We start from the raw sequence: 24,749 nt of genomic DNA, 5'->3' as shown, positions 1-24,749 counted from the left end.
GGAACAATTTTTTATGCTTTAGGCCTTTATTCCGAAGGGGTTATGAGGGCGTTTCTTCTGCTGGTAGTGCTGGTGCTTGGTTTTCTCGCTGCTTCATCGCTTCAAAAACCGCGTCTGCATTGAAGCTCGAACGAACGAATGGCCCTGCATAAACAAAAAGACCAAGAGCCTCGCCTACCGAGCGATAATACTCGAATGTCTCTGGAGAAACATAGTTTTTTACAGGAATATGTCTTCGCGAAGGACGAAGGTATTGACCTATGGTAACAATCCGAACGCCATGGTCCACAAGATCCTGCAAGGTTTGCTTGACTTCGATTTCTTGTTCTCCCAATCCCACCATGATACCGGATTTAATCATAAGGTCCGGACGATATTGTGCTGCTTGGTTTAACATCATAAGTGACCGGCGGTACGTTGCTTTATGACGGACAAATGGAGTGAGCCGTTCTACGGTTTCTACATTATGGTTATAGATAGCAATGTGCGTATCCAGGAGGTGATGCAAAGCGGGAATATTCCCTTCAAAATCAGAGGCAAGAACTTCAATAGTCGCTGTTGGCAATTCCCTGTGTAAGGTAGTAATAATTTGGACAAGAGCACTAGCTCCACCATCCGCTAGATCATCCCGAGAAACCATAGTGATGACAACATGCTTTAGACCTAAGGCTTTTGCAGAGGCGGCGATTTTCTCTCCTTCTTGAGGATCTGGAGGAAGTGGTTTTTTTGTGAAATCAATGTCGCAAAAACCACAGCGACGAGTGCATGCATCTCCTAACGCAAGATAGGTCGCGGTACGTTTAGACCAGCAGTGAGTGCGATTCGGACAAGAGGCTTCCTCGCAGACGGTGGGAAGCCCGGTACCTTTTATGTTATCATCCGTGCGAGCAAAAACTTTCCCTAATGGTAGTTTTTGTCGCAACCATTTAGGGAACCTTTGTGGTAGAGATTTTTTTGTCGCTGAGGAGTCTGAAGGCGGTAACTGATTCATTTTTTCGTCGGGGGCATATGTAACGGGGTATCAACAGCTAGTAACGCGCTTTCAGCCCAAATTTCTGCTAAGGTTGGATGCGCATGGATGGTTTCATAAATGCAAGGAAGCGTAAGCTCGTTACGGACTGCTAGAGTGATTTCGGAAATAAGAGAAGAGGCGTGAGGGCCAATAACATAAGCGCCTAGAACTTGTTGAGAGGTTTCATGGCTGATAATCGCTGCGAATCCGTCGGCCTCTCCCATAGCAACCGCCTTTCCAATCGCTCGGAATGGGAATTTCGTGATTTTGACAGGGATCCCCTGTTGTTGGGCAGCGGATGGAGATAGTCCTACTGTTGCTACCTCCGGGAAAGTGAAGATAACAGAAGGGACTGCAGAATAATCGATTTCATCTCTATGGCCAGCTATATTTCTAGCGGCAACGATCCCTTGATGGGAGGCCACATGTGCAAGCTGCCATTGTCCTGTAATATCTCCGATAGCATAGATATTAGGAACGTTTGTGCGCATCGTAGAATCCGTAGGGATAACCCCACGTTCGTCACAAATGACTCCAGCTTTGTCTAATCCAATATTGTCTGTATTTAAGCGGCGCCCTATCGATACAAGAACGTAATCATATTCTTCGTCATTGCCATTAATCGTGATGCGAACGCGATCTCCCATATCCTGAATAGCTGATACAGAAGCTCCTAGTATGAAGCGAAGCCCTTGACGAGAGAACTTATCGAGCATAGTTTTCGAAATATCAGGATTATTTAAGGCTAGAATTTGTTGGCTAGCTTCGATAACAGTCACCTTTGATCCTAAGGTGTGAAATAGGGAAGCGAATTCACATCCGATAACACCTCCCCCGATAATAGCTAATTTTTGAGGAAGTTCTTTCAGATTTAGAACTCCTGTTGAGCATAAGATGCGTGGGGAGGATGGAGAAAAAGGAATTCCTGGAAAGGCTCTCGGTTCCGATCCTGTAGCTAGAATAATGGAGCGCGCTTTAATGACAGAAGGGGTTTCTCCTAAAACTTTTACTTCTGTTGAAGAGATTAAAGAGCCTCTTCCAGAGAATACAGTGATTTTATTACTACGAATCAAGCCATTCAGCCCATCGCGGATACTACGAACAACAGAATCTTTTCTTTGCACCATGGCAGGGTAATCGATACTGAAATTATCAACATGAATACCAAATTGGTTAGCATGGCGTATTTGGTTTACGATTTCTGCAGCTGAAAGTAGCGCTTTGGAGGGAATGCACCCCCGGTTCAAACAAGTCCCTCCGGCTTCTCGCTCTTCGATTAACGCAGTTTTGAGTCCTGCTTGAGCGGCAGTAATTGCAGCAACATAGCCTCCGGGGCCGGCTCCGATAACTACACAGTCGAAAGCGTCATTCATAGTATTACCTTTTTAAAGAGGGTTTAGGATTGTAATGATCCACATGAGATGATTAGCTCGAGGGAAGGGATTTCTTTTTCTCAATATTTTGAGGATAAGAAAAGAAGACCTCTCCAGGAAAATATTTTTTTTGAATTGTACAAATGGAGCGATAAAATCTCAATCAAGAGAGAAGGAAAGAGTCTTCTAAGTAGGAAAGAACTATTGCGAGTCATCAGGAATCGAGCGATAGCCTTGGTAAACAAGAAAAGCTCCAATCAGAGCATAGATGTACGAGCGATTCTTAGGCCAGACGAGAACAAGACCAGAGTCTGTGGAACACAAAAGAATGATCAGAGCAAAGGCAAGAAATCCACTCCCCAAGAAAAGAGCCGCGGTTGGCCAATGTTGAAGCCACGTTCTTTGAGAAATGGTGGGTTCCTGAACCGGAGCTTCAAAAGAGTTCTGACTATTGAGCACAGCTTCCCAATCTTCTGAAGAGACCGCAAAAAGGTCGCTGTCTCCACTTTTTTGAGAAGCCTCTGAAGGGAAGGTGATATGGCAAGAAGCGAACCCTTTGGATGTCACTGGCGGATCCTGAAGAAAAGCGCTGCAATAGGGGCATTGAGGCATACAGGCCGAAACACTCCCTTCGCATTTCCAACACGTGCGCTGTAGATCTGCTTCTTTTGCAAATGGCATGAAATTACCTCTTTAACAGTCGTTGAGGCCTTTTTATGGCTTCCATATTGCCATCCGTATGTCCCTTTGCAACATCCCCTTGGCTGCAAGACGATACTCCACCCGAATTATAGTTCCTAGGAGGAAAAAATCAAGGTAATACGTAAAAAGAAGAATAAAAGGTCAACCATTTCTTTTTTCTAAGAATCGTCAGGGGTTTCTGGAGTCTCGTCGGCTGGAGTCTCGTCGGATAGTCCGTGCTCATCTTTATACGAAAGAATAGTAATTAAGTCTTCGCGATTTAAAACATGCAGAATATTGGCGTCTTGAGTTGTCGTTACTTGATTGAGTAAGCGCATTTTCTTTTCTATTAGATAATGGATATGCTCTTCCAACGTGTCTTCAGTGACCAGTTTATAAATAAACACGGTGTTTTTTTGGCCAATTCTGTGCACGCGGTCTAAGGCTTGATTTTCCTTAGCTGGGTTCCACCAGCGGTCGTACATAATCACAACATTCCCTGCGGTAAGGTTGATTCCTGTTCCTGCTGCAAGAAGGGAGCCAATAAAGACGCGACAGTTGGGATCATTGGAGAAGCGGTCTATTTCTTCTTTTCTATTCTGGGATTTTCCTTGCACCAAAGCATATTGAATATTGTGTTCTTCTAGGTACAAGGAGATGATGCGAATCATTTGGATATACTGAGAGAAGACAACTACTTTATATCCTGCTGTCAAAGAGTCGTTGAGTAATTTCACAAAGGCAGACCATTTTCCAGAATCATACTTTTTGTAAGATTCGGGATCTTTGAAATACACGGCAGGGTGATCGCAGATTTGTTTGAGCTGGTTGAGAAGAGCAAACACATGAAGATAGTTGACCGTTGCCGAAGAATCCTCTGTTTCGAGCTGTTGGATTTGGCATTTTTCTTTTTTCATGGTCGAAGCATACAGCTGAGACTGTTCTGGGGAAAGTCGACATGGAATTAAGGATTCGACCTTTTCTGGGAGTTCTGGGAGAACGAGTTTTTTTGTTCTTCTCAAAATAAATGGGCGAGTGAGTTTAAGTAGTAAATCCTTAGAAGAGACGACTTCATCGTCCGTTTCGGAGGTGTTTTTTTGAGCAAACAATCGTTTGAATAGGCCGTCGGAAGGAAGATAATTGGGCAGGATAATATCTAAAAGCCCTTTGAATTCAATGAGATTATTTTCTACAGGAGTCCCTGTAAGCCCAAGTTTCATCTGAGCGTCTAAACGGCAAAGAATTTTGTGAATTTGGCTAGATTTGTTCTTAGCTATATGAATTTCATCGAATACAGCGGTGGTGAACGGAACTTTATAAAATAGAGCATAGTTTTGCCTTAAGGTTCCGTACGAAGTAATGATAATATCGCTGTTTGGAAGCGTTTTAGGTTTATGCGGGCCATGGAAAGAAAAGAGGGAGGCCTTAGGTAGATGCGAAGCCAGGATGTGCTCCCAATGAGGCAATACGCTTGTTGGGCAAACGACTAAAAACTTGGGTTCTTTAGCGGTTTGCGCAACGATATCGAGTAACGCTGTTGCCTGGTGTGTTTTCCCTAACCCCATTTCGTCGCAAAGAAGCCCAGATAACCGGTGGTTATATAAGAACCATAACCACAGAAGCCCGCTATTTTGATAGGGGCGAAGTTGATGGTCCGTGGAAAATAAGTTTTTAGGGATAGGAGGGAGACACGCGGATTTTAATTGAGAGAAATACGCAAGATCCTCTTCTGAGGCCTCGATATTTGGATCTGTTACGAGAGGAGCTAAAGCATCTAATTTAAAAATATCCGTCACCATGGTGATCAGGGTGCTTTCTTGGATATCATAGCGTTGAGAGGAGAGAAATTGTTTAAGGAAAACAAACAAACAATTGTCGAGGTTCAAAAAGCCCGCTTTACTGAATAAGAATTCTTTTTTCCCTTTCAAGGCTTGTAACACTGAGCTAAGAGGAACGGACCCAATATTAGTTTTTAGTTCCAACTTAAGATGAAGAGGGGAGGAGGGATGAGGCCTTCTAATAGCAAGGATGTTTAATTCAACATGTTCAGGAAGAGCGAGCTGAGGGTCCGGGAAGAGCATGCGATCGTCTTTCGAGAACTGCTGTAGAAATTCTGCTACCTGGTTAGCTGGAATCTCTGAGGGAATTTGACAGACCATTTGCAAAGAGGCGGGGAGCAAACTGAACCCCACATTTTCTCGATACAAAAATTGGCCGAACAAACGACAGGATTCTTCTTCTAATCCTTCAAAAATTGGATTAAGGTAGATTCCCGAGCCTTTTTTTTCTTTAAGCACTTCAAAGCGGATGGCTTTGAGAGGCGGCTGTGGAGCAAAGAAGTTGGGGATGGATTTAAGAGCTACCTCATGTTGGTGAATGAAATCAGCTACTTGGGGAGCTTCTATGGTCAAGCCATCTTGAAGAGCGAAGTCCAAACGGCTATTTAAAAAGAACCCCTGTCTTGAATAGTAAGTCCATTTCCCAAAACGTAGTTCTACGTCAGCAGAGTTCCCTGTATCATAATGGAATAGAAGAACACCTTGTTCCGTCACACTATAAGATAACGACCCTGTCGGGGATTTATTAGAAAAGGTTTCAAAACCAGGTTCTTTAATGAGTGCTCCATATTCATCTAAGAAAGATTCGATATGATCGGCACGTATGGTGAAAGAAGGTTCTGGGGATAACAACCCAGACACTGCAAGCAGGCCTTTATTCGGGATATAACAGAATCCCGGATAGATAATATGTCCTTCTGCCAGATCTCCGGGAGTTTCGAGATACGCGGAAAAGGCAAGAGAGGCATCTCTAAAGAAATGAATCGCATAATGTATAGGACGCTCTTCTGTTTCGTAACAGAGCTGAGAGAGGAGCTGCTCTCTAAACGAGGGATCCAATGCAGGAATGATGTGTATAGGAAGAGAGCATTTTTTGGGGTTGGCAGTGCATTTATGTGCTCCTGCGAAATACTCTACGGGGCCCAATGAGGTTGATTGGTATTCTCTAATGGATTTAGGGAGAGGTGGATATTCCTTAGTAAAATGGATGCGAGCTTCTTCTGGGACAACATGCACGTTCTGTAGCAAATATGAGTTGTCGCTACATAGGGAAGTCTGCGACAGCTCTAGTAAGGGGAAGAGTTCTTTGAGAGTATCTACATCTAAGATTTCAATAGACAAAGAGATCCCGGCCCACTGAAAAGAGAATAATGAAGGAAATCCTTGGGGATTTTCTTGGATATTTAAAAGAGCGCCTTTCTGGGAAAAAAGAAAGAGTTCTCGAGCAATCCGATAGAGAGCGGATTGGGGGAATGTTTCTCCAGAGAGTGTTTGAGGTTCTGGAGATGCGTGTATAATAGGCAGCCAAGAGGCAAGAGATTCTGCGGAAAGACATTGAATGGATACAGTAAGATGTTCAGATTCTACAGTATAAAATCTTTCTCCCGGAGCTTGTAAAGAGGCTTTGTTAAGGAAAAGTTTGCAAAATAGTTTCCACCAAAAAGAAGCTTCAAATTTTTTATGAAGAAGAGAGCCTTCTTTAGGGTCATAGGCTGCTAAAGTTGCTATAAGAAGATGCTCACAGCAGTCGCCATCAGGACAACTGCATGCTGCAAAGGATAGGCGTTCTTCTTCATTGAAGGAAAGGGTGCTGATCCATTCCCCATCCGGAGAGTCTTCATCTGGGATGGTGATTTTATAGGTGTTTTTAGAAAAAGAAACGGCTATAGATTCTCTGTTATCTTGTAAGAAGCGGGTAGCCTGATGACGAAACGTGGATAATGAATTTAGAATCATAAGAATCGATCTTTTTTACGTTCCCGAGCATGCAAATGATTTAAGATAGACAAGGAACGATTGTTTTGGAGAAGATGAAAGTGTCTTTCAAAGTATTTTTTTCTGTGTTTTGCACAAAAGAATATCCCTTACTTATTCGGTAAGGGATATTCTTGAAAATTCTGGCAGTTATGCACATCAAATGGACAGCTTATAGAGTACCGTTAGCGCAAAAACAAGATAAAACAAAGTCTTTATCTGTTGGAAATTCCAAAGTTTTTTCGCTATGACTCCACAAGTTAAAGCTATTAGCGCCGGGTAGCTTACCTCTAAAATTGGAATAAGGATTTTGCTAATGTTCTCAAAACTGAGAATGGACACTAAGTATGTCGGCACTAACGTAATAATCAAAGCATTAGAGTAGCTCATTTTCTGTGACGAGACTACCCTTGCTATGAAATCTGCAAAAATCCCCGTAGCTGCAATTGCTGTGGTCAAGCAGGCTAGAAAGACGCTTGTCCCTGTTAAAAAACTATTAGGGCCGACAACAAGTGCCGAAATTTTTCCTAAAATTTGCCCTCTTTGGACATCTAAAAGCGCTCCCGCATGACGTGCTGCGCAGAATGCAAATCCCAAGTAGACTAGGCTAAGAAGAGCTGCCGCTAAAAGAAAGCTCATAACAAGTTTGTATTTCTCGGCTTTATTAATATGGTGAAATTCCAAAGGTTTTTCTTCTGAGGAAGCGTGGTTTTGCTGCACAATAAACTGCTGAATGGACACGAGAACTATGGAACAGAAGAAAAAAGCCGCTAACAAGTCCATGGTATTAAACCCTTCCGTTAGACCTGCGACAAAAGCCTGTTGCTTAGAGAAAGGTATGTTGTCTAAGGATGGCGCGTGAGCCGTTAGTAATAACCCTTTGATAATTAGCCAGGCTAGAGTGGCGAGCATAATCGGGAAAAAAACGGATCCTAACCATTGAATCAGTTTACTGAGCTTGCAGACAAAAAGGTAGACAAGCACACAAAATACTAAACTGAACCAAGGCAAAGACGGGAATAACGAAGATGATTTGTCGCCTAACGAGGTTAATGTATCGTAAGATACAGCAATTGTTCTAGGGATTCCTCCAAAAGGGCCAATGATGCATAGAATAGCAACCATTATAATCATGCCAGGCATTCTACCAACGGAAGAAAAGAAAGAACGGTAATCTCCGGAGTACAGCATCATAGCAAACAGCCCTAATAGAGGGGTGAGCACGGCTGTCAGTATCATACCAAAACAGGCGTAAGAGGTATGATGGTAGAAATGGTGTCCCAAGGCTAGAGGGAAGACGACGTTGCCAGCTCCGAAGAACATAGCAAAAATAGATCCCCCTATAGACCAAACGGAAAGTCCTTTGTGAGAATGTGATTGTGTTTTCTTATGCATGATAAAAAAAAGTGACTGTTACTTATAAGAGAAAACGGAGACCTCTCCGAGATGAAAAAAGTTCTTGGAGAGAACAACAAAGATGAAATAGAAGATGTCCGCTAACTCTCGCTCTATAGTACCTACACCTATGGTTTAAGATCAAGGTTCTAGAGATCTCGTGTTCGGATAAAATGTGTAGAGAAAAAGGCATCTCCTTGTTGGGAAACTAGAGGAATTTTCACTTCTTTAACACATTTCCAGCCGAGAGCTTCCATGTAGGACGTGTGTTTTTCATTTTCTTCTTTCAGAAGAGAACAGGTGATGTATACCAAGCGGCCGCGAGGAGCTACATAGGCCTGAGCTTGTTTTAAAATTTTTTCTTGAGCTAACGCGTTGTCTTTAAGTAATTTTTTGGAGAAAAGCCATTTTTTTTCTGGATGGCGTCGAAAAACACCGCTTCCTGTACAAGGAGCATCTACGACAACTAAAGAGAAACCCTGTTTTTTAAGAGGGGAAGAAGCAATAGTGAAATTTTTTATACCAGATCGGGAAAGGCGCGTACGAGCTTCTTCTAAAGCTTGTGGGCGACTATCATGCAAAGTCACGTGTCGAGCGCGTTGAGCAAAAATCAGGCTTTTCCCTCCAGCTCCGGCGCAAAAATCCAATACTGTGTCGGAGTCTTTAATCAGGATCGCATTCGTAATTATTTGAGAAGATTCGTCTTGGATTTCAAAGAGTCCTCTACGGAATGCTCTGGTATGTTGTAAAGGGTAGCGTCTCTCGAAACGTAAGGAGGATGGGGCAGCGCCTCTTTGGCATGGGAAAGGCAGGATTTCTTGCAGTTTGTCCACGGAGATGCGGCGTGTATTGACGCGAATCGAACAAGGAGCTTCTTCTAAAAAGAGTTTAGCTAAACGAATGGCCTCATCTTCTCCGTAATCTTGGGATAGACAGTCCGCTAAATCGTCAGATATAGAATAGCGGATAGCCCAGGGGAGGTGTGGGAAAAGTTCCAAGTTTTCGGTTACGCCTTCTTCTACTTTGTCCACTAATGTTTGTGCAGAGAGCTCTTTGCCTTCTTCTAGAATCAATGTTTCTAATAAGCGCCGGTGACGGAGGATTGTGAAAATACGAGCATTTATCCATTGGCGATCTTTAGAGCCGAGAGCGGGGTGTTCTTTGAAGTATGCGGCCACTCGATTGCTCTCTCCAATGGGGGAAGAGAACATGGTGTCAAGTAGGGTATAAAGGTGGTGGAAACGGAAAGGGATCATGAATCGCCTATTTTAGGAGAAAGTATGTCTGTAAGTTCTGAAACCTGTTGTTCTGATAATAAGAAGTGAATCCTTTTTTCTATCACTTGGGCAAGAATTTCTTCATAACGGCGAGAGCCGACTTCTTGATTGGCAAATTGTTCAAATTGCATAAGAATCAGGAGAAGATTTTGTAAATCATTCCATATTTCTGGGCGTTTAAGAGAGTGGCTTACATGTTTAAGGAAAAGATAATACCGTTCTTTTCTGTGATGAGCTGTTTCTGGAAGGCTGCGCTTGAATAATTGGAGTAAAGAAGGTTTTTTTCTAGCAGGGCTTGGTGAGGGGGTTGGAGAATTTGGGAAAAGGAGTACAGGAAGAAGCGAGAGAAATAGCAATGCCTGAAAAAAAGTTTTTGCGAACATGGGCGTCCTATACACAATCTGAAACAAGATCTTGAGAAAAACGGGCAGGGAAAAAGACTTTCTCTAACAATACGAAAATCTTAGAAAAAAGTAGAAAAAAAGTCCGCTAAAGATTTCTCAACTAGTAAGTTACGAAAAAAAAGGATTAGAAAAAGTTCTTGTTGCACGAGAACGTTTTTTCTTTCGGTACAGCCAGAAGACAAGCAAGATCAGAGCATAGGTTTTATACCTGGTAAGAATCCGAAGACCGATCAAAAGAATGCGTTGTTTAAAAGAGGGAAGGATATCGCTCTCTGCTAGGAATGGGATGGAACAGACTTGTTCCCCAGAAGGAGAGGATAAGATCCAATTTCCTAAAAGATCTCCTTGTCGAATAGGGAAAGAGATTTTTTGTGATTTCAGAGAAAGAGATAGGAGCGGATCTCCTTCAGAAGGATAAAAGTCGTAATAAATACCTTGGGATACGGGAGCTGTTATCGTTCCTAATTTGGTTTGTACAGGGTACAGACTGCCTGGGGAAATTAGAAAACATCGGAGAGGTTGCTCATTGAATAGATCTTCGCATAAAGCAATAGCATCTTGATAAAGTTGTTCGGCGGGACCAAAATATCCTGCTACTACGACGATAATAGAACGGGAATTCTTTTCTGCTGCAAAAACAATATTTTTCCCTGCACTTTTTGTTGTCCCAGTTTTTCCTCCTAGACAGGGAGGGTAAAAGTAAGTAGAGGACGAGGAAAGAAGGCGATTCGTGGAAGAAAGAACCCTTTCAGGGCTTAAGTTTGTAGCTTCCATGGTGTAAGAGACTGTACGAATGACCTGTCGAAAAAGAGGCTCTTTTAAAGCTTCTTTCATAATGATCGCTAGATCTCTTGCCGTAGTATAGTGGTCTGGGTGATGAAGTCCGTGAGGAGAGTTAAAATGGGTGTTTTGACATCCCAGTTCTTTTAAAAAATCATTGAGCTGACGCATGAAAGCGGGGACGCTTTTGCAGCAGGCGTCCGCTAAAACATTTGCGGCATCATTGGCAGAGCTAATAAGAAGCGCATGCAAAAGATCCCAGCCAGAGACTTCTTCTTTTGCTTTTAGCTGGATAGTCGAGCCATCCGTTTCCAGCCAGTGAGGTGGACTACGATATCCAGATTGGCGTTTTGCTTGAGGGGTAATGGAGGTTAGTGGTTCTCGGCGGACAGTAATGAATCGAGTTAAAACATCTGGGTATTGTCTTAATATGAGCAAGGCTGTGGCAATTTTTGTCATGCTTGCTGGGAAAATCGTTTGATTTAGATTTTTTTCTTTAAGCACAACGCCAGAATTTGCATGGACTACCGCTGCAGCGATTCCTTTGGTAGAAATTGAAGGGGCTTCGGCGAACAAAGGTAGGGAGTGTGGGTAAAAAGAGATGAAGCAGACAAAGAATCGACACAACACGGAAAAAATACGCATAGAACCTGCTGATGGTCTGCTTTTTAAGGACTCCCACTTATGAATAGAAAAAAAAGCTCTTGACGGTGCCTTCAATAAAAAATTACCCTTTGAAAAGGAGAAATTGCGGTGAGTTCAGATTTTTTAGAAAAATTTTTTCGTCACTCAATAGCAAATTACAATACAGCGTTTCCAGAAGGTTTTTTGGATATTTCTGATGTTCTAGCGCGTTCGGCTTTAGATTTTAAAGCTGAGGGGCTTGCTGATGGCGCAGTCAACGACTTCATCGTATCAGAATCTCCAGATAAACTCACTTTATTTAACCAAAATTTTGCTGTGTGGTTAGTGCCTTCGCTAGTTAATGGGGAAGCTGTTACTCGCGGCTATATTGCTGTAAATCACGGTTCGGAAATTTCTCCTGAATTAGCTTTTGAGGCTTCTGGGCAATACAACAATTCTAGCCTCATTTTAGAGGCTTTGCGACGGTATTTATACGATATCCGTGATACGGAAAACGAGTTAAGGACTCTGTTTCCTCCTCAATAACACGAGGTGTTACGAGTTTTGAGGTTTCGTAAACTGCGTTAACGTGACGACATTCGTATCATTGACTCTTTCATAATCAAAAACATCCACAGAATGTTTAGCAAGAAATATTCCTAATCCCCCGATTTTTCGCTGCTCAACGGGAAGATCGAGTTGCAGGAGGTCTGGAGAGGCGGTGATGGGGTTGAAAGCTGGGCCATGATCTGTGATTCGAACCAGAAGAGCATCTGGGGTTTCTGTGCAAAGAATACGGATCCATCCGGGGGAGGGTAGGGATCTATAGGCATGATTGATGATATTTAAGAGAAGCTCTTCGCAGGCCAGTTCTAACTTTGCTAATTTTTCTTTAGGACAATTACAGTGCGTGCCAGCTCGTTTTACAAAATCGAGCATAGTATAGAGTTCTTGTAATACTGCAGGGAAAACCTGTTCTCCTTCAGAAGAGGTCATAATATACCTGTTGTACAATGGTCTTAGCTAATTTGGAATACAATGTATGAGAAGCGCTTTTGATAGCTTCATTGTGCATCTCAAATTGCCCAAGCGCTAATTGATGGGCATTTGCAGTGCCTAAGTCTGGTTGAAAGTCAAATGTGACGGATTCTCTTAAACACTTTTCTACTAATACTTCTTGGGTGCGGTTTTTTATGAGTTGTACTTTGGCTGATAAAGCCAACCGACCTTCGTTAGAGACGATGAAGTGTTTGGCAGTTTTTTCTCCTGATTTTTTAGGGGTATAGGTAAAGCCGATATTTTCATCTGTTTCATTAAAAAGCAGAACTTTAAGCGAATAGTCTGCAGCAGATTGTTGCGATCGTGTTCTGAGACAGCGTTTTTCCAGCTCATAAGAGAGTGCAGCAACGACCTCTCCTAAAGAATCTTCTGCTATAGGGCAAACATAAATACCTTGGGATATAGGGTGTTGTTTTCCCCCTGTGTAAGGAGAGATCAGAGTGTAACCGCAAGAAGACAAGAAGAATGCACAAAAAATGAAGCTGTATAACCAATAGAGCTTAAGCATAACTGTCTTTCTGTTTGCTTAACTAACGTATTTAGAAAGCTTTTCTAATCGTCTATTACATTTTGCGACATAAGACGTATTGGGGAAATTCTCCAATGCTATTGAGTAATAAATTTTTGCAGAAGAGGCTTTTCGTTTTTTCTCGTAAAAACGTCCTGTTGAATACAGGCACGAAGCATAGGCTTCGCTCATGCGTCGGATATAGTTAGCAACTTCTGTATTACTAGGATGTGAGGGGTGTTGTTTTTGTAAAGCGCTAGCATTTTCTCGTGCAGCTTGCAGATATTGTTCGTTGTAAGGTTCTTGCAAGGCTTGTAGGCAGTAAATTTTAGCAATCAAAGTAAAAGCTTTTGGGGAAAGCTCGTGGGAAGAGAATTGGAGTGAAACCTTTTTTAAGGTCTTGATTGCTTCTGTGTATTCTTTTTGAGCAAATAAAAGCGCTCCCTTTGAGTAAAGAGCAGAAGCTTTAAGATTCTCATCAGAAGAAGCTGTCACAATTTCATCAAAAATACGTAAAGCATCTGCATCCGCATTCAGTAACTTAGGGAATCCTTCTAAAGCAACGATATTTTTACGCTTCCCGTTAGCGAAACTTTGTGCGATAGAATACTTAATCGCGAATAATTGGTCTGAGTATTCTGTATCGGAGAGCGCTTGATATTGTAATAGTGCTTTATCTGCTAAATCTGGGTGGCCCATTTCAAGGTAACAAAGCCCGGTAAGGAATTGCGCTTTGGAATACAGAACATGTTCCGGGAAGTGATGAGTGATCATCCCGAAACAGAGAAGAGCTTGCTTAAATTTTTTAGCTTGAAAGTACTGGTCTCCCTTTTCGAAATACAGTTCGGGAGCATATTTAGGAGAGTACTTTTTAGGAGACATAGTGCCTAAGAAAGGTTCGAAAGAGGGCACTCGCGCATAACAACAACAGGGCAACAAGAACAACAAGCAAAGCGCTCTCAAAATGACTCTCATAATTAGACGCCAAGATAACGATAACAAAGCGTCATCATAAAAAAGAAAAAGAGAATTTGTCAAATCTCTTACAGCCATTGTTTAACAAAGAACAAAAAATTTGTTTGGCATTACAGTTTTTATTTATTAAAATAAATAAAAAGGTTCGTTTATGAAGAAACTTGTTTTTGTTGTAGCGATTTTTAGTTCTATTGTCTTTTGGGAAAAGATCCCTTATTCACATAGAATCAAACAATTTGCGATAGATTATGGAGTAGAGCTTTTTGAGAAAGGTTCTCAACTCGTTCGTAAAATTTCTGGGAAAGAGCGTTTGTGTGTGTTTGAAAGACGGGTATCTGAAGAACAAGTCTTAGCAATGTTTGCTAAAGAAAAGGCTTCTGCTGAATTGCTTTTCGTTCCACACGTTCTTATGCGAGTCCGCTTTTCTGGAGAAGAAGACAAGCGTGCTGGAAGTCATGAAGGTACTGTTCTATGGAGCTTGTCTAATGGAGAGATGGTGTTAAACACAGCTTCTTGGACATACTCTAAAGGATTTAGAGAATGCTTAATGTTGAAAGCAGGAAAACAAGACGTGCAATTAATGCAGGTTTTGGCTGGTATGGGGGGAGCGGCTCCAAAAGAACAGCTTTCTCAAGCTTTATCTATGCGGAATATGTGTGCCGATCGGGTAATTCGTGCTTGTCAGAAGAAAAAACTCATCTTTACTCATGATAACTTGATTTACAGCCATTTCCAGCAGGCGCAGCCAATTAAAGGATGTATGACTGTGTTCAATTCTTCTCCTGTTTGGTTAGATAAACCCAAAGGATCTTCGGTTTGCTCAGTTGTATACCCTGAAGATCGTATTCAAAATTTAGTAGAGATGATCTTTGGAGATAACTTCTTTATCTTAAGTTCCGAGCGTATTCAGGTTCCTGTATACAAAGTTTCTATTGCCGCCTCAGATAGCAGCGTTCGGGTTGAATATATTAATGCCATTACAGGAAAGCCTTTCGATTTTTCCCCTTCTCATCGTCAATAGCGGTTCTGCCATCTCTTTAAGTCTTTGCTTAACGACAGCTCTTTTTCTCTCCTTTAAAAGAAGAGGGTGGAACAGTCTCCGCCCTCGTTATTCTCTGTTCTTCTAGCCAATAGATTATGATGGATTAGATGTTCCGCAGAAACGATCTCCTGCATCACCTAAACCAGGAAGAATGTAGGCAACTTCATTCAATTTTTCGTCTAGAGACGCTACGTAAACGGTTACATCAGGATGATCTTTTTGAATGCGTTCGATCCCTTCTGGAACGGCTAAAACATTGAGTAAGGTAATATTTTTAGCTCCATGTTCTTTTACAAGTTGAATAGTTGCTGATGCTGATCCGCCTGTTGCTAACATTGGATCCACGATGAATACGAGACAATCAGAGATGTCTTCTGGAAGTTTACAGCAGTAAGCCGAGGCTTGGAATGTCTCATGATCGCGACTCATGCCTATTACGCCTACTTTAGCGGTGGGCACTAGAGAAAGAAAGCCATCAACCATTCCGAGCCCAGCTCTTAATACTGGGACAACAACAATCTTGGGGCCTGTGAGATGAGGACATTCTGCCTGCATTAAAGGAGTTTGAATAGAGACGTTTTTGAGAGCAAGATCGCGTGTCGCTTCATAACAAATGCCTAAAGAAACTTCCTTAAGGCACTCGCGGAATACTTTAGAATTCGTTTTTTTATTTCGAAGAAGTGAAGCTTTATGTTGTATCAGAGGATGACTGAGTACATAAACGGGTGCTAAAGGTTTAGAATAAGAGTCAGAGGGATTTGAAGGGACATATCGTGTAAGAGTGCTTGAGGGAAGCTGCGCCTGATCTAATTCCATTGCGCACAATTTAGCATACAGGTGAGCTCGCTCACATAAAGGATGTTTCGGGAAATGCCGTTGAATTAGACTAAAATATTGTTGTGCTTCAAGGTATTGTTTTTCATTTAACTTACGCTCTCCCTTACAGAAATACTCTTCTGGAGAGTGTTTAGGTTGAGTTGTTTCATCACAAACTAGTTTAGTACGTGTTCCGTAAACTCCCTTAGCACAGCAGGAAGAAAAGGTGCATAAGATGAGACATGCAGTAGCGAGAATAGTTTTCATTGTAAGTATCTGATCCCAAAAAAACAAATTCCTCAGGATGGTAAAGACTTTTTTTTACACTGTCAATGGAGGATACAAACCCTTTTTACTATTCAAAGATAGCGCTTACACAGAAGTTGCTAGAACGCGAGCAGGGATATTTGTCGTTTCCATTTCTTTAAGAAAGGATGAGATATCTTCTGAGACAAAAAAATCTGTATCAGGAGAAATCGAAGCGACTCGTTGGTTATTTTTTGTGAACACTAGGGAGAGGGCTCGAGATCCAGAATGTTTGCGTATCAATCCTTTCAAAATGCATAAGTGACTGTGTCGCAACTTGTTTAGATCTAGGGAGATGGTTACAGGCGGAATTTGTTTAGTTTCTTCTTTTTTTGCCATTGCTTGCGGCCGTCCTGTTGAAGATTTTTTCATAGAAGAGTAAGTTTTTTGACTTTTGAGTCTGTCATAAACTTCATCGCATTCTGCGATCACTGTATCATTGACCGTGGATAAATCTCTCATCCAACGACAAGAGAGACGGAGGGAATCACTACGGCGATCTATTGTTAAAATAGCATAGATCAGACGATCTTCCTCTAGTAAATCGTGGTGCTCCGAATACATATCGGCCCAAATCGGAAGTTCATAAGAATCTTCTTCATCACTTACTTGTAAAAGTGCAAATTTTTTCTGCTCAGCAGAAGAAATTTTAGTCGTGACTTTATCGATTAAAAAGATCGTTCGAACAACAGCCCCGTGAGGAAGGCCTTCGAAATCTTTTGCACGGACTACAGATAAATATGGAAGCAAGTGTTTAACAGCATCCATGGGATGGGCTGTAAGATAAACTCCTAACAGCTCTTTTTCTCGTTTCAGCAATTCTTTGTCTGAGCGTCGAACAACATTTTCAGGAGATAAATTGATTTTGATGGGATCTTTAGCCATGCTATCTAAAGAGAAGAAGGTCAGGACTCCTGTAGCGGCTTCTTTTTTCTCTCTAGAGAAGGTGTCATAAAGATCATTAAGTATGGCTATAGCAAGGTCTTTATTGGGTTCGAAGCAATCAAAACTTCCTGCATCCACAAGGTTTTCAAGTTGTTTTTTAGTAACCTTGCGAAAATCTGCTCGTTTTATAAAGTCTTGTAAGCTTTGATAAGGCCCATTCTTCTCTCGTTCTTCAACAATGCTATCTACAATGCTCATCCCCACGCCCTTAATGGCTCCTAATGAGAACCGAATGCCCTCTTGCGTGGCTTCGAAGCCTTGCCCTGACTCATTAATGTCGGGAGGGAGTACGGGGATGTTCATACTATGGGCTTCTTGAATCAGTTTGCCGACTTTCTCAATGTCATCGTAATCGCAAGTAAGAAGAGCTGCGAGCCATTCTTTGGGATAATTTGCCTTCAAGAAAGCTGTTGTATAGGTTATGAGTCCATATGCTGCGGCATGCGATTTATTAAATCCATAGGAAGCAAATTTCTCCATTTTGTTGAAGATAGTTGTTGCTACAGCAGGATCTATGCCATTCTCAGCAGCTCTTGAGCAAAATTTGTCACGCTCCTTGATCATTTGTTCATGATCTTTTTTCCCCATAGCTCGGCGTAAAACATCCCCCTCTCCCAGGGAATATTTTGCCAATGATCCTGCAATTTGCATGACCTGCTCTTGGTAAACCATGATCCCGAACGTTTCTTTGAGAATGGGCTCCATTAAAGGATGGTCGTACTCGATAGCTTCTTTACCATGTTTTCTATCGATAAACGAAGGAATCATGTCCATGGGGCCGGGACGATAGAGAGCCCCGATAGCTATAATTTCTTCAAAAGCGTCTGGGCGTAAATTTTTGGCGAGCTCTTGCATCCCTCGAGATTCCATTTGGAATATCCCCATGGTTTTGCCTTGATGAAGAAGAGAAAATGTATTGCGATCATCTAAGGGGAGGGTTGCGGCCTGTAGTAAAATTCCGGTTTTTTTATAAATGGCTTGTGAAGCAATGTGGATGCTTGTTAAGGTTTTTAGACCCAAAAAATCCACTTTAAGCATACCAACACTCTCGACAGGTTTCATAGAGTATTGGGTAGAAATCATGGAAGAGTCTTTCGGCACGCAAATGGGGATGTGATTGGTAAGCGGGTCTCCACAAATGATAACGCCTGCAGCATGTACTCCAGTGTTGCGAATGGAGCCTTCCAGCTTTTTTGCCATGTCGATGATTTCCGCCGCTTCAGCATCGTCTACATACATTTGCCTTAATTCAGGATCCGCTTCTAACGCTGAAGAAATGGTAGCATTGAGATCAGGAATTCTTTTCGCGATGAAATTTACTTTAGAAAGGGGAGTGTCTAACGTTCTTCCGACATCTTTAATAGCCATTTTGGCTTTCATGGTCCCAAATGTAATGATTTGGGCTACATTCTCTTTCCCGTGACGTTCTATTGCATAATTGATGACACGTTCTCTCCCAATCATGCAGATATCGATATCAATATCTGGATAAGATATTCGCTCAGGATTAATGAACCGCTCGAAGAAGAGGTCGAAGCGAATCGGCTCGATTTCAGTAATCCCTAGTAAAAATAGCATAACTGAGCCGGCTCCCGATCCTCTTCCAGGACCGACAGGAATCCCGTGATCTTTTGCCCAATTGATGATATCCCATACTATGAGTAAATAGTCGCACATCCCTTTAGAGATGATAATCGAAGACTCTAGACTGAGTCGTTCTTTGACGACTGTAAGCGGATCTTTTCCTGGGAATTTTTGAGCGATATGCTCTAACACTTCTGGTGTGTATTTGGTTTTTAGCCCTTGATTGCAAAGCTGTTCTAAAAAGGCTGAAGAGGCGTTATACCGCTCTTCTTCAGTATAAGAACCTTTTTTTTGTAAATCTTCCGGGACGTAAATAGGATAATGTTTGGTAACAAAATCGAGTTCCAGGTTGCAACGTTCGGCAACGATCAAGGTATTGGAAATGGTCTCAGGATGATCAGCAAACAACTCCGCCATTTCTTGAGGAGATTTGAAATAAAATTCCCTGCTAGGATAGGTTTTGCGTTTAGGATTAGGGACGTAGGTATTTTGTTTTGCTGTTCGGATGGGCTCTCTAGACTGCACATTGAGTAAAATTTCATGAGCAAGCCAATCGTCGGGATGTAAATAATGAATATCATTGGTAGCAACCGAGGGAATGCCGAGCCGTTTCGAGACGGTTAAAACTGCTTCATTGACTTTGAGTTGTTTTTCAATGAATTGATAATAGTTTTGTTTCAACCACTCTTCTTCGAAAAGTGCGATTTTTTCTTCAGAGGATTTATGAAGTTGCACTTCACTGAAGAAATCTTCTTGGAAAAGATCTTGGTACCACAAAAGATCTTTCTCTAAGGCCTCTTCCGATTCTAATGCAGCTTGAGCGACGGATCCAGACAGACAGGCTGATAAACAGATCAACCCTTTTGAGTGTTGGCTTAAAAGTTCCCTGTCTATGCGAGGGAAATAGTAGAATCCTTCGGTATAGGCGAGGGAAGAAAGTAAGCAAAGATTACGATACCCTTCCTCATTTTTGCATAAAAGAATAAGGTGATTGGCTACGCGACTCTTTCTTTCCTTCTTTTTATCAAACCGAGAGGTGGGTGCGACATATAGTTCGCACCCAATAATAGGTTTGATTGCGTGTTGTTTGCAGGTTTTATAAAAATCAACCGCTCCAAATAAATTCCCGTGATCGGTAAGGGCGAGCGCGGGAATTTGGTATTCCACTGCTTTAGCAACAAATTTTTTGATGGAGCATGTTGCGTCCAAAATGGAATATTGAGAGTGGCAGTGTAAAGGAATCCAGGTCAAAACAGCTCTTCACTTAGTGGCTATGTTTTCTTAAACTCTGTTCGGATGCATTCCATGTTGGCAGGAAGAATAACAAAGCAATCAAAGCGCAAGCTAAGAGTGCGACAAAGAATCCGTGCCATCCCCAATCTTGAGCGACTTTTCCTAAAGGATACCCAGCAAAAGCGGCTCCGAAATAGGCGAACCATCCTGTGAAGCCGCTGGCCGTTCCAGCAGCTTTTTTGTGTGATAATTCGGCAGCGGCTAATCCGATCATCATTTGCGGCCCGAAAAGGAAAAACCCGATAATGAATAGGAGTACTCCATCCACCCACCACATGAAGTGGTCGTGGGTTCCCCATAATCCCAAGATAGAGAACAATAAGCCCAAAGAGAAGACTACGTTCATTGGTCCGCGTTTCCCTTTAGAAATTGTGTCGGACAACCAGCCGGCTAATAGCATACCAAATAATCCGCCAATTTCAAACAAAGATACGCAGAGATTTGCTTTTACTGTTGAATAATTTTTTGTCTCGATTAAATAGAGAGCGCTCCAATCATTCACAGCCATGCGGACTACGTATATAAAGAAAGAAGCAAAGGAAAGGAACCATAACCATTTATTGGATAATACATATGTAAACAAAATTTCCTTAGTAGAAAGCTCTCTTTCAGCCTCTTCTTCTAAGATATCTGCTGTAGTTTCTTCGTGGTGACGAGCTTCTTCTTCTTTTCTAAATTTTTCTATAGCGGGCAATCCTAATGATTGCGGAGTGTCTCGCAAACGGTCTATTAAGATAAAACCCATGATGATGCAGATCGCTCCGGGGACAAACATGGCTCCTCGCCATCCAGCATAATCGATCGCGACTCCGGTAAGAATGGGAATTAATGCCCCCCCGATGTTGTGAGATGTGCTCCAGACGCTCCACCAAGTGCCTCTTTCTGATTTGGAATACCAGTGAGTCAACAGCCGTGCGCAAGGAGGCCATCCCCATCCTTGGAACCATCCATTAATCCCCCAAAACAGCACAAATAAAGGCACGGTCGAGGATAGACCAAAGAAGATGTTAGAGAGCCCGGTAATGATCAAGCCGGTGGCCATGAAATAGCGGGGATTCGATTGATCGGACATCACGCCACTTACGAACTTGCTAATGCCGTAGGTGATGTAGAGAGTGCTGCCGATAATCCCCAGTTGAGCTTTATCGAACCCAAGATCTGCTATCAGGGTTGGCATGGCAAAAGTGAAGCTTTTCCTTGTAAAATAGAAGAATACGTAACCGAAGAACATGCTGTAGAAAATGCGCACTCTCCAGTACTTATATTGCTTTTTAACCAACTCCGGGTCACTGATTTCTTTAATGTGGCGAGGAGGCTGAAAAATTCTGGTCCATAGATTCATAGGGTTAGCTCGATTCAAGTGTGTTTGCTTTAGAAGCTTAAGAGAAATACAAACGCGCGCTGAGACGGGAGTATCAGCTTCTAAGACCTCGTTTTTTTGCCATCAGTCTAGGCTAGACCAGCCCGGGCATCATATTGGACAATTGCAGTAATGTCGTCAATACTCCTTTCATTTAGCTCAAAGTCTTTTAGAAGACAACTCGTTTGCGTTTTTAACAAGAGGGTGGTGAATAGTTTGCGTGGGGTGTCAAAGAAATAATGGGAAGAAAAGGGGGAGGGTTTTCGAGTAGTCCTGAAAACTCTTTTGGTGTAACATGATGGTCTCGTTCTTTGTGCAAAAAAAAACTTTAAAACAAAAAAAGATAGCGATTTTTTTCGTGAAGCATAGTCCGGTTATATAAAATGAGTAGCGCATTGCCGAAAGGTGTTTTCGATGTTTTCCCCTATGTAACCTCTCCAAAGAATCTTTGGAGAAATTCTGCCCTTTGGAAAAATGTTGAGCATGCGGCGCATCGGGTCTGTAATTTGTATGGATTTGATGAAATTCGAACACCGGTTTTTGAAAAGACGGAAACTTTTTTGCGCGTTGGGGAGCATAGCGACATCGTAAAAAAAGAGGTTTACACCTTTTTAGATAAAAAAGGGCGTTCCTTGACTTTGCGGCCAGAGGGAACTGCCGCTGTTGTTCGAGCTTTGCTAGACCATTCTGCGGATATGCGCAAAGATAATAAAATTTATTACATTTTGCCGATGTTTCGTTATGAGCGGCAACAGTCTGGGCGTTACCGGCAGCATCACCAGTTTGGTTTAGAGGCTATTGGTGTGCGGCATCCTTTGCGAGACGTTGAAGTGTTGTCCTTGTTATGGGATTTTTATGCTGCGGTCGGTCTTAAGCACATGCAAATTCAGGTGAATTTTTTGGGAGGCCAAAAGACGCGGGCGCGTTATGACGAGGCTTTACGAGAGTTTTTCCGCAAAGATTTGGACCGTTTATCTCCATTAAGCCAGGAACGATATCACGCGAATTTGTTGCGTATTTTAGATTCTAAAGAGCCGGAAGACCAAGAATTTATTGAAAAGGCTCCCTCTATCCTAGATTACGTTGAGGATCAAGATTTAAGCTATTTCGATGCGGTATTAGCCGAGCTGAAAGTTTTGGATATCCCTTACAAAATCAATCCACGGCTTGTTCGAGGATTGGATTATTACACAGATTTAGTTTTCGAAGCTGTTACCGTTGTTGGCGACCACTCTTATGCGTTAGGGGGAGGGGGGCGTTACGATGAGTTGGTGATGCAGTCTGGCGGACCTTCGATGCCTGCATGTGGTTTCGGAGTGGGATTGGAACGCGTGATTCAAACTTTATTGGAACAGGGAGCTTTTTCGCCGACTTTTACGAAGAGGTTGCGATTAGTCCCTTTGGATGAGAGCGCGGATTCTTTTTGTTTCTCCTGGGCGAAGCGTCTGCGTCATTTAGGTGTTGCGACAGAGGTAGATTGGTCGCACAAAAAACCTAAAGCCGCTCTTAAAGATGCGGCTGACCACCAGGTGGGCTTCGTTTGTCTTGTGGGAGAGCAAGAATTATCTAGGGAACAGTTTATAGTTAAAGATATGGCTCTACATCAAAGCTTTTCTGGAGCTAAACAAGATGTAGAACAAAGGTTGGTTTATGAAGTACAGAACGCATAAATGTAATGAGCTATCCCTTAATCATGTTGGGGACCGTGTTCGTTTGTCTGGGTGGGTACATCGTTACCGAAACCACGGGGGAGTTGTTTTTATCGATTTACGAGATCGATTTGGGATCACGCAGATTGTATGTCGGCAAGAGGAAAGCCCAGAACTTCATCGGCTTATGGATCAGGTCCGCTCCGAATGGGTGCTTTGTGTAGAAGGGCTTGTGTGTGCTCGTTTGGAAGGGATGGAAAATCCCAATTTGGCTACAGGAAGTATTGAAGTAGAGGTTTCTCATTTAGAAATTTTATCTCGAGCGCAGAATCTTCCTTTTTCGATTTCCGACGAGCACATTAACGTGAATGAAGAGCTACGGCTGACTTATCGTTATCTCGATATGCGTCGTGGAGATATCTTGGACAGATTGATGTGGCGACATAAGGTCATGTTGGCTTGCAGAGAGTATCTAGATGAGCAAGGTTTTACAGAGGTCGTCACTCCTATTTTAGGGAAGTCTACCCCTGAAGGAGCTAGAGATTACTTGGTGCCCTCACGGATTTATCCAGGAAATTTTTATGCTCTTCCACAATCTCCTCAGCTGTTTAAACAAATTTTAATGGTTGGGGGATTAGACAGGTATTTCCAAATAGCCACCTGTTTCCGTGATGAGGATTTGCGAGCTGATCGTCAGCCTGAATTTGCTCAAATTGATATGGAAATGAGTTTTGGTGGTCCGGAGGATCTTTTCCCAATAGTGGAGAATTTAGTTGCCCGGATGTTTGCTGTTAAGGGGGTAGAATTATCCGCTCCCTTCCAGAGAATGACGTATCAGGAGGCAAAAGAGTTTTACGGGACAGATAAACCTGATTTACGGTTTGGTTTACGTCTTAAGAATTGCTGTGAATATGCGAAGAAGTTCTCCTTTTCTATTTTCCTAGATCAAATGGCTCAAGGAGGCATAGTCAAGGGCTTTTGTGTTCCTGGTGGAGCGGACATTTCCAGAAAACAGTTGGATGGTTATACGGATTTTGTGAAGCGCTACGGAGCTATGGGACTGGTATGGATTAAAAACCAGGATGGTAAGATTGCTTCCAATGTTGCGAAATTTGCTTCGGAAGAGGTTTTCCAGGAAATGTTCGAGGCTTTTGAAGCCAAAGACCAGGATATGTTGTTATTGGTAGCGGCTCCAGAGGCCGTCGCCAACCAATCCTTGGATCATTTGCGTAGATTGATCGCTAAGGAGCGTCAACTTTATGACGCAACGCAATACCAGTTTGTTTGGATTACAGATTTCCCTCTTTTTGCTAAGGAAGACGGAGAGCTGTGTCCCGAGCATCATCCTTTCACAGCTCCGTTAGATGAAGATATTCCTCTTTTGGATAAAGATCCTTTATCTGTCCGCTCATCGAGTTATGACTTAGTATTGAATGGGTATGAAATTGCTTCTGGTTCTCAGCGCATACATAATCCAGATTTGCAAAATAAAATATTTGGTTTATTAAAGCTGTCGCAAGAAAGTGTGAAAGAGAAGTTCGGATTTTTCATCGATGCTTTAAGTTTTGGGACGCCGCCACATTTAGGGATTGCTCTAGGCTTGGATCGCATTATGATGGTGCTGACAGGAGCCGAAACTATTCGAGAAGTTATTGCCTTTCCTAAGACGCAGAAGGCGGGGGATTTAATGATGTCAGCGCCTTCAGAAATTTTGCCGATTCAGTTAAAAGAATTGGGGCTGAAGCTGTAGTATCATTTTTGCTCTAAAGGTTGAGAAAACTGGCTTTTTTTTTACAGCGGGGGACAGGAGCTGGTTTTCTCCTGGAGAAAATGGTTTTTAAAACAGCGCGTCTG

At 42.4% G+C, this 24,749-nt stretch carries 17 protein-coding genes and 1 pseudogene; 4 read left to right on the top strand and 14 right to left on the bottom strand.

What is annotated here, in order from left to right; translation table 11 throughout:
* Positions 1–40: 40 nt before the first annotated feature.
* The 8 genes and pseudogenes from lipA to B6E89_RS03010 form a co-directional block, all read right to left on the bottom strand.
* Complete coding sequence (lipA, locus tag B6E89_RS03045) at positions 41–991, bottom strand: lipoyl synthase (protein ID WP_080123120.1); 951 nt, start codon at positions 989–991, stop codon at positions 41–43.
* Positions 988–2,385 (bottom strand): dihydrolipoyl dehydrogenase, encoded by a 1,398-nt coding sequence (lpdA, locus tag B6E89_RS03040; RefSeq protein WP_080133121.1) that lies wholly within the window; start codon positions 2,383–2,385, stop codon positions 988–990. Before lpdA ends, lipA begins: the two co-directional genes overlap by 4 nt.
* A 201-nt stretch (positions 2,386–2,586) precedes the next feature.
* Complete coding sequence (locus B6E89_RS03035; protein WP_035406946.1) at positions 2,587–3,066, bottom strand: hypothetical protein; 480 nt, start codon at positions 3,064–3,066, stop codon at positions 2,587–2,589.
* Between the two features lie 179 nt (positions 3,067–3,245).
* Entirely contained in the window at positions 3,246–6,860 is a 3,615-nt protein-coding gene (locus B6E89_RS03030; protein WP_080133120.1) for a DEAD/DEAH box helicase, read from the bottom strand.
* A gap of 177 nt (positions 6,861–7,037) precedes the next feature.
* Entirely contained in the window at positions 7,038–8,273 is a 1,236-nt protein-coding gene (gene brnQ, locus B6E89_RS03025) for a branched-chain amino acid transport system II carrier protein (RefSeq protein WP_080124443.1), read from the bottom strand.
* A 149-nt stretch (positions 8,274–8,422) separates the two neighbouring features.
* Positions 8,423–9,401: pseudogene (locus B6E89_RS03020) on the bottom strand (RsmB/NOP family class I SAM-dependent RNA methyltransferase).
* A 124-nt stretch (positions 9,402–9,525) separates the two neighbouring features.
* Positions 9,526–9,933, bottom strand: a complete 408-nt coding sequence (locus B6E89_RS03015; protein ID WP_035406931.1) for a hypothetical protein — start codon at positions 9,931–9,933, stop codon at positions 9,526–9,528.
* 129 nt (positions 9,934–10,062) lie between these two features.
* Positions 10,063–11,379, bottom strand: a complete 1,317-nt coding sequence (locus B6E89_RS03010) for a D-alanyl-D-alanine carboxypeptidase family protein (RefSeq protein WP_080124441.1) — start codon at positions 11,377–11,379, stop codon at positions 10,063–10,065.
* A gap of 108 nt (positions 11,380–11,487) precedes the next feature.
* On the opposite strand from B6E89_RS03010, the gene B6E89_RS03005 reads away from it, so the two are divergent.
* Positions 11,488–11,904: a hypothetical protein gene (locus B6E89_RS03005; protein WP_035406926.1), complete on the top strand. Its 417-nt coding sequence runs from the start codon at positions 11,488–11,490 to the stop codon at positions 11,902–11,904.
* Between the two features lie 9 nt (positions 11,905–11,913).
* On the opposite strand, the gene B6E89_RS03000 is transcribed toward B6E89_RS03005, so the two are convergent.
* From B6E89_RS03000 to B6E89_RS02990, 3 genes are read right to left on the bottom strand one after another with little or no spacing between them, the layout of a single operon-like run.
* On the bottom strand, positions 11,914–12,354 hold the full coding sequence (locus B6E89_RS03000; protein ID WP_080133118.1) for an ATP-binding protein: 441 nt from the start codon (positions 12,352–12,354) through the stop codon (positions 11,914–11,916).
* A complete protein-coding gene (locus B6E89_RS02995; RefSeq protein WP_080133117.1) occupies positions 12,341–12,925 on the bottom strand; it encodes an LPS assembly lipoprotein LptE in 585 nt (194 codons plus the stop codon). The genes B6E89_RS03000 and B6E89_RS02995 overlap by 14 nt, the downstream gene beginning before the upstream one ends.
* A gap of 18 nt (positions 12,926–12,943) precedes the next feature.
* A complete protein-coding gene (locus B6E89_RS02990; protein WP_080121800.1) occupies positions 12,944–13,900 on the bottom strand; it encodes a tetratricopeptide repeat protein in 957 nt (318 codons plus the stop codon).
* A gap of 151 nt (positions 13,901–14,051) precedes the next feature.
* Between B6E89_RS02990 and B6E89_RS02985 the strand changes: the two genes are divergently transcribed.
* Entirely contained in the window at positions 14,052–14,921 is an 870-nt protein-coding gene (locus tag B6E89_RS02985) for a hypothetical protein (protein WP_035406917.1), read from the top strand.
* 114 nt (positions 14,922–15,035) lie between these two features.
* On the opposite strand, the gene upp is transcribed toward B6E89_RS02985, so the two are convergent.
* The 3 genes from upp to pgtP all read right to left on the bottom strand — a co-directional run bounded on the left by upp (position 15,036) and on the right by pgtP (position 21,228).
* The gene (gene upp, locus B6E89_RS05040; RefSeq protein WP_080123202.1) at positions 15,036–16,025 is read right to left on the bottom strand and encodes a uracil phosphoribosyltransferase; all 990 of its coding nucleotides are present in this window, start codon (positions 16,023–16,025) and stop codon (positions 15,036–15,038) included.
* A gap of 105 nt (positions 16,026–16,130) precedes the next feature.
* A complete protein-coding gene (gene dnaE / locus B6E89_RS02975; protein ID WP_080133116.1) occupies positions 16,131–19,844 on the bottom strand; it encodes a DNA polymerase III subunit alpha in 3,714 nt (1,237 codons plus the stop codon).
* A gap of 13 nt (positions 19,845–19,857) precedes the next feature.
* A complete protein-coding gene (gene pgtP, locus B6E89_RS02970; RefSeq protein ID WP_035406912.1) occupies positions 19,858–21,228 on the bottom strand; it encodes an MFS transporter in 1,371 nt (456 codons plus the stop codon).
* Between the two features lie 401 nt (positions 21,229–21,629).
* On the opposite strand from pgtP, the gene hisS reads away from it, so the two are divergent.
* The gene (hisS, locus tag B6E89_RS02965; protein WP_080133115.1) at positions 21,630–22,916 is read left to right on the top strand and encodes a histidine--tRNA ligase; all 1,287 of its coding nucleotides are present in this window, start codon (positions 21,630–21,632) and stop codon (positions 22,914–22,916) included.
* A complete protein-coding gene (aspS, locus tag B6E89_RS02960; RefSeq protein ID WP_035406906.1) occupies positions 22,897–24,645 on the top strand; it encodes an aspartate--tRNA ligase in 1,749 nt (582 codons plus the stop codon). The genes hisS and aspS overlap by 20 nt, the downstream gene beginning before the upstream one ends.
* The last annotated feature ends 104 nt before the right edge of the window (positions 24,646–24,749 follow it).

This window comes from Chlamydia suis (assembly GCF_900169085.1).
GTDB classification, from domain to species: Bacteria; Chlamydiota; Chlamydiia; order Chlamydiales; family Chlamydiaceae; genus Chlamydia; species Chlamydia suis.
The sequence above is the reverse complement of the archived record's forward strand: the minus strand, read 5'-3'. Positions and strand labels throughout refer to the sequence as shown.

Excerpts from the sequence above, each read along its gene's own strand:
- lipA (WP_080123120.1), bottom strand. The coding sequence starts at position 991 with ATGAATCAGTTACCGCCTTCAGACTCCTCAGCGACAAAAAAATCTCTA.
- lpdA (WP_080133121.1), bottom strand. The coding sequence starts at position 2,385 with ATGAATGACGCTTTCGACTGTGTAGTTATCGGAGCCGGCCCCGGAGGC.
- B6E89_RS03035 (WP_035406946.1), bottom strand. The coding sequence starts at position 3,066 with ATGCCATTTGCAAAAGAAGCAGATCTACAGCGCACGTGTTGGAAATGC.
- B6E89_RS03030 (WP_080133120.1), bottom strand. The coding sequence starts at position 6,860 with ATGATTCTAAATTCATTATCCACGTTTCGTCATCAGGCTACCCGCTTC.
- brnQ (WP_080124443.1), bottom strand. The coding sequence starts at position 8,273 with ATGCATAAGAAAACACAATCACATTCTCACAAAGGACTTTCCGTTTGG.
- B6E89_RS03015 (WP_035406931.1), bottom strand. The coding sequence starts at position 9,933 with ATGTTCGCAAAAACTTTTTTTCAGGCATTGCTATTTCTCTCGCTTCTT.
- B6E89_RS03010 (WP_080124441.1), bottom strand. The coding sequence starts at position 11,379 with ATGCGTATTTTTTCCGTGTTGTGTCGATTCTTTGTCTGCTTCATCTCT.
- B6E89_RS03000 (WP_080133118.1), bottom strand. The coding sequence starts at position 12,354 with ATGACCTCTTCTGAAGGAGAACAGGTTTTCCCTGCAGTATTACAAGAA.
- B6E89_RS02995 (WP_080133117.1), bottom strand. The coding sequence starts at position 12,925 with ATGCTTAAGCTCTATTGGTTATACAGCTTCATTTTTTGTGCATTCTTC.
- B6E89_RS02990 (WP_080121800.1), bottom strand. The coding sequence starts at position 13,900 with ATGAGAGTCATTTTGAGAGCGCTTTGCTTGTTGTTCTTGTTGCCCTGT.
- B6E89_RS02985 (WP_035406917.1), top strand. The coding sequence starts at position 14,052 with ATGAAGAAACTTGTTTTTGTTGTAGCGATTTTTAGTTCTATTGTCTTT.
- upp (WP_080123202.1), bottom strand. The coding sequence starts at position 16,025 with ATGAAAACTATTCTCGCTACTGCATGTCTCATCTTATGCACCTTTTCT.
- pgtP (WP_035406912.1), bottom strand. The coding sequence starts at position 21,228 with ATGAATCTATGGACCAGAATTTTTCAGCCTCCTCGCCACATTAAAGAA.
- hisS (WP_080133115.1), top strand. The coding sequence starts at position 21,630 with ATGAGTAGCGCATTGCCGAAAGGTGTTTTCGATGTTTTCCCCTATGTA.
- aspS (WP_035406906.1), top strand. The coding sequence starts at position 22,897 with ATGAAGTACAGAACGCATAAATGTAATGAGCTATCCCTTAATCATGTT.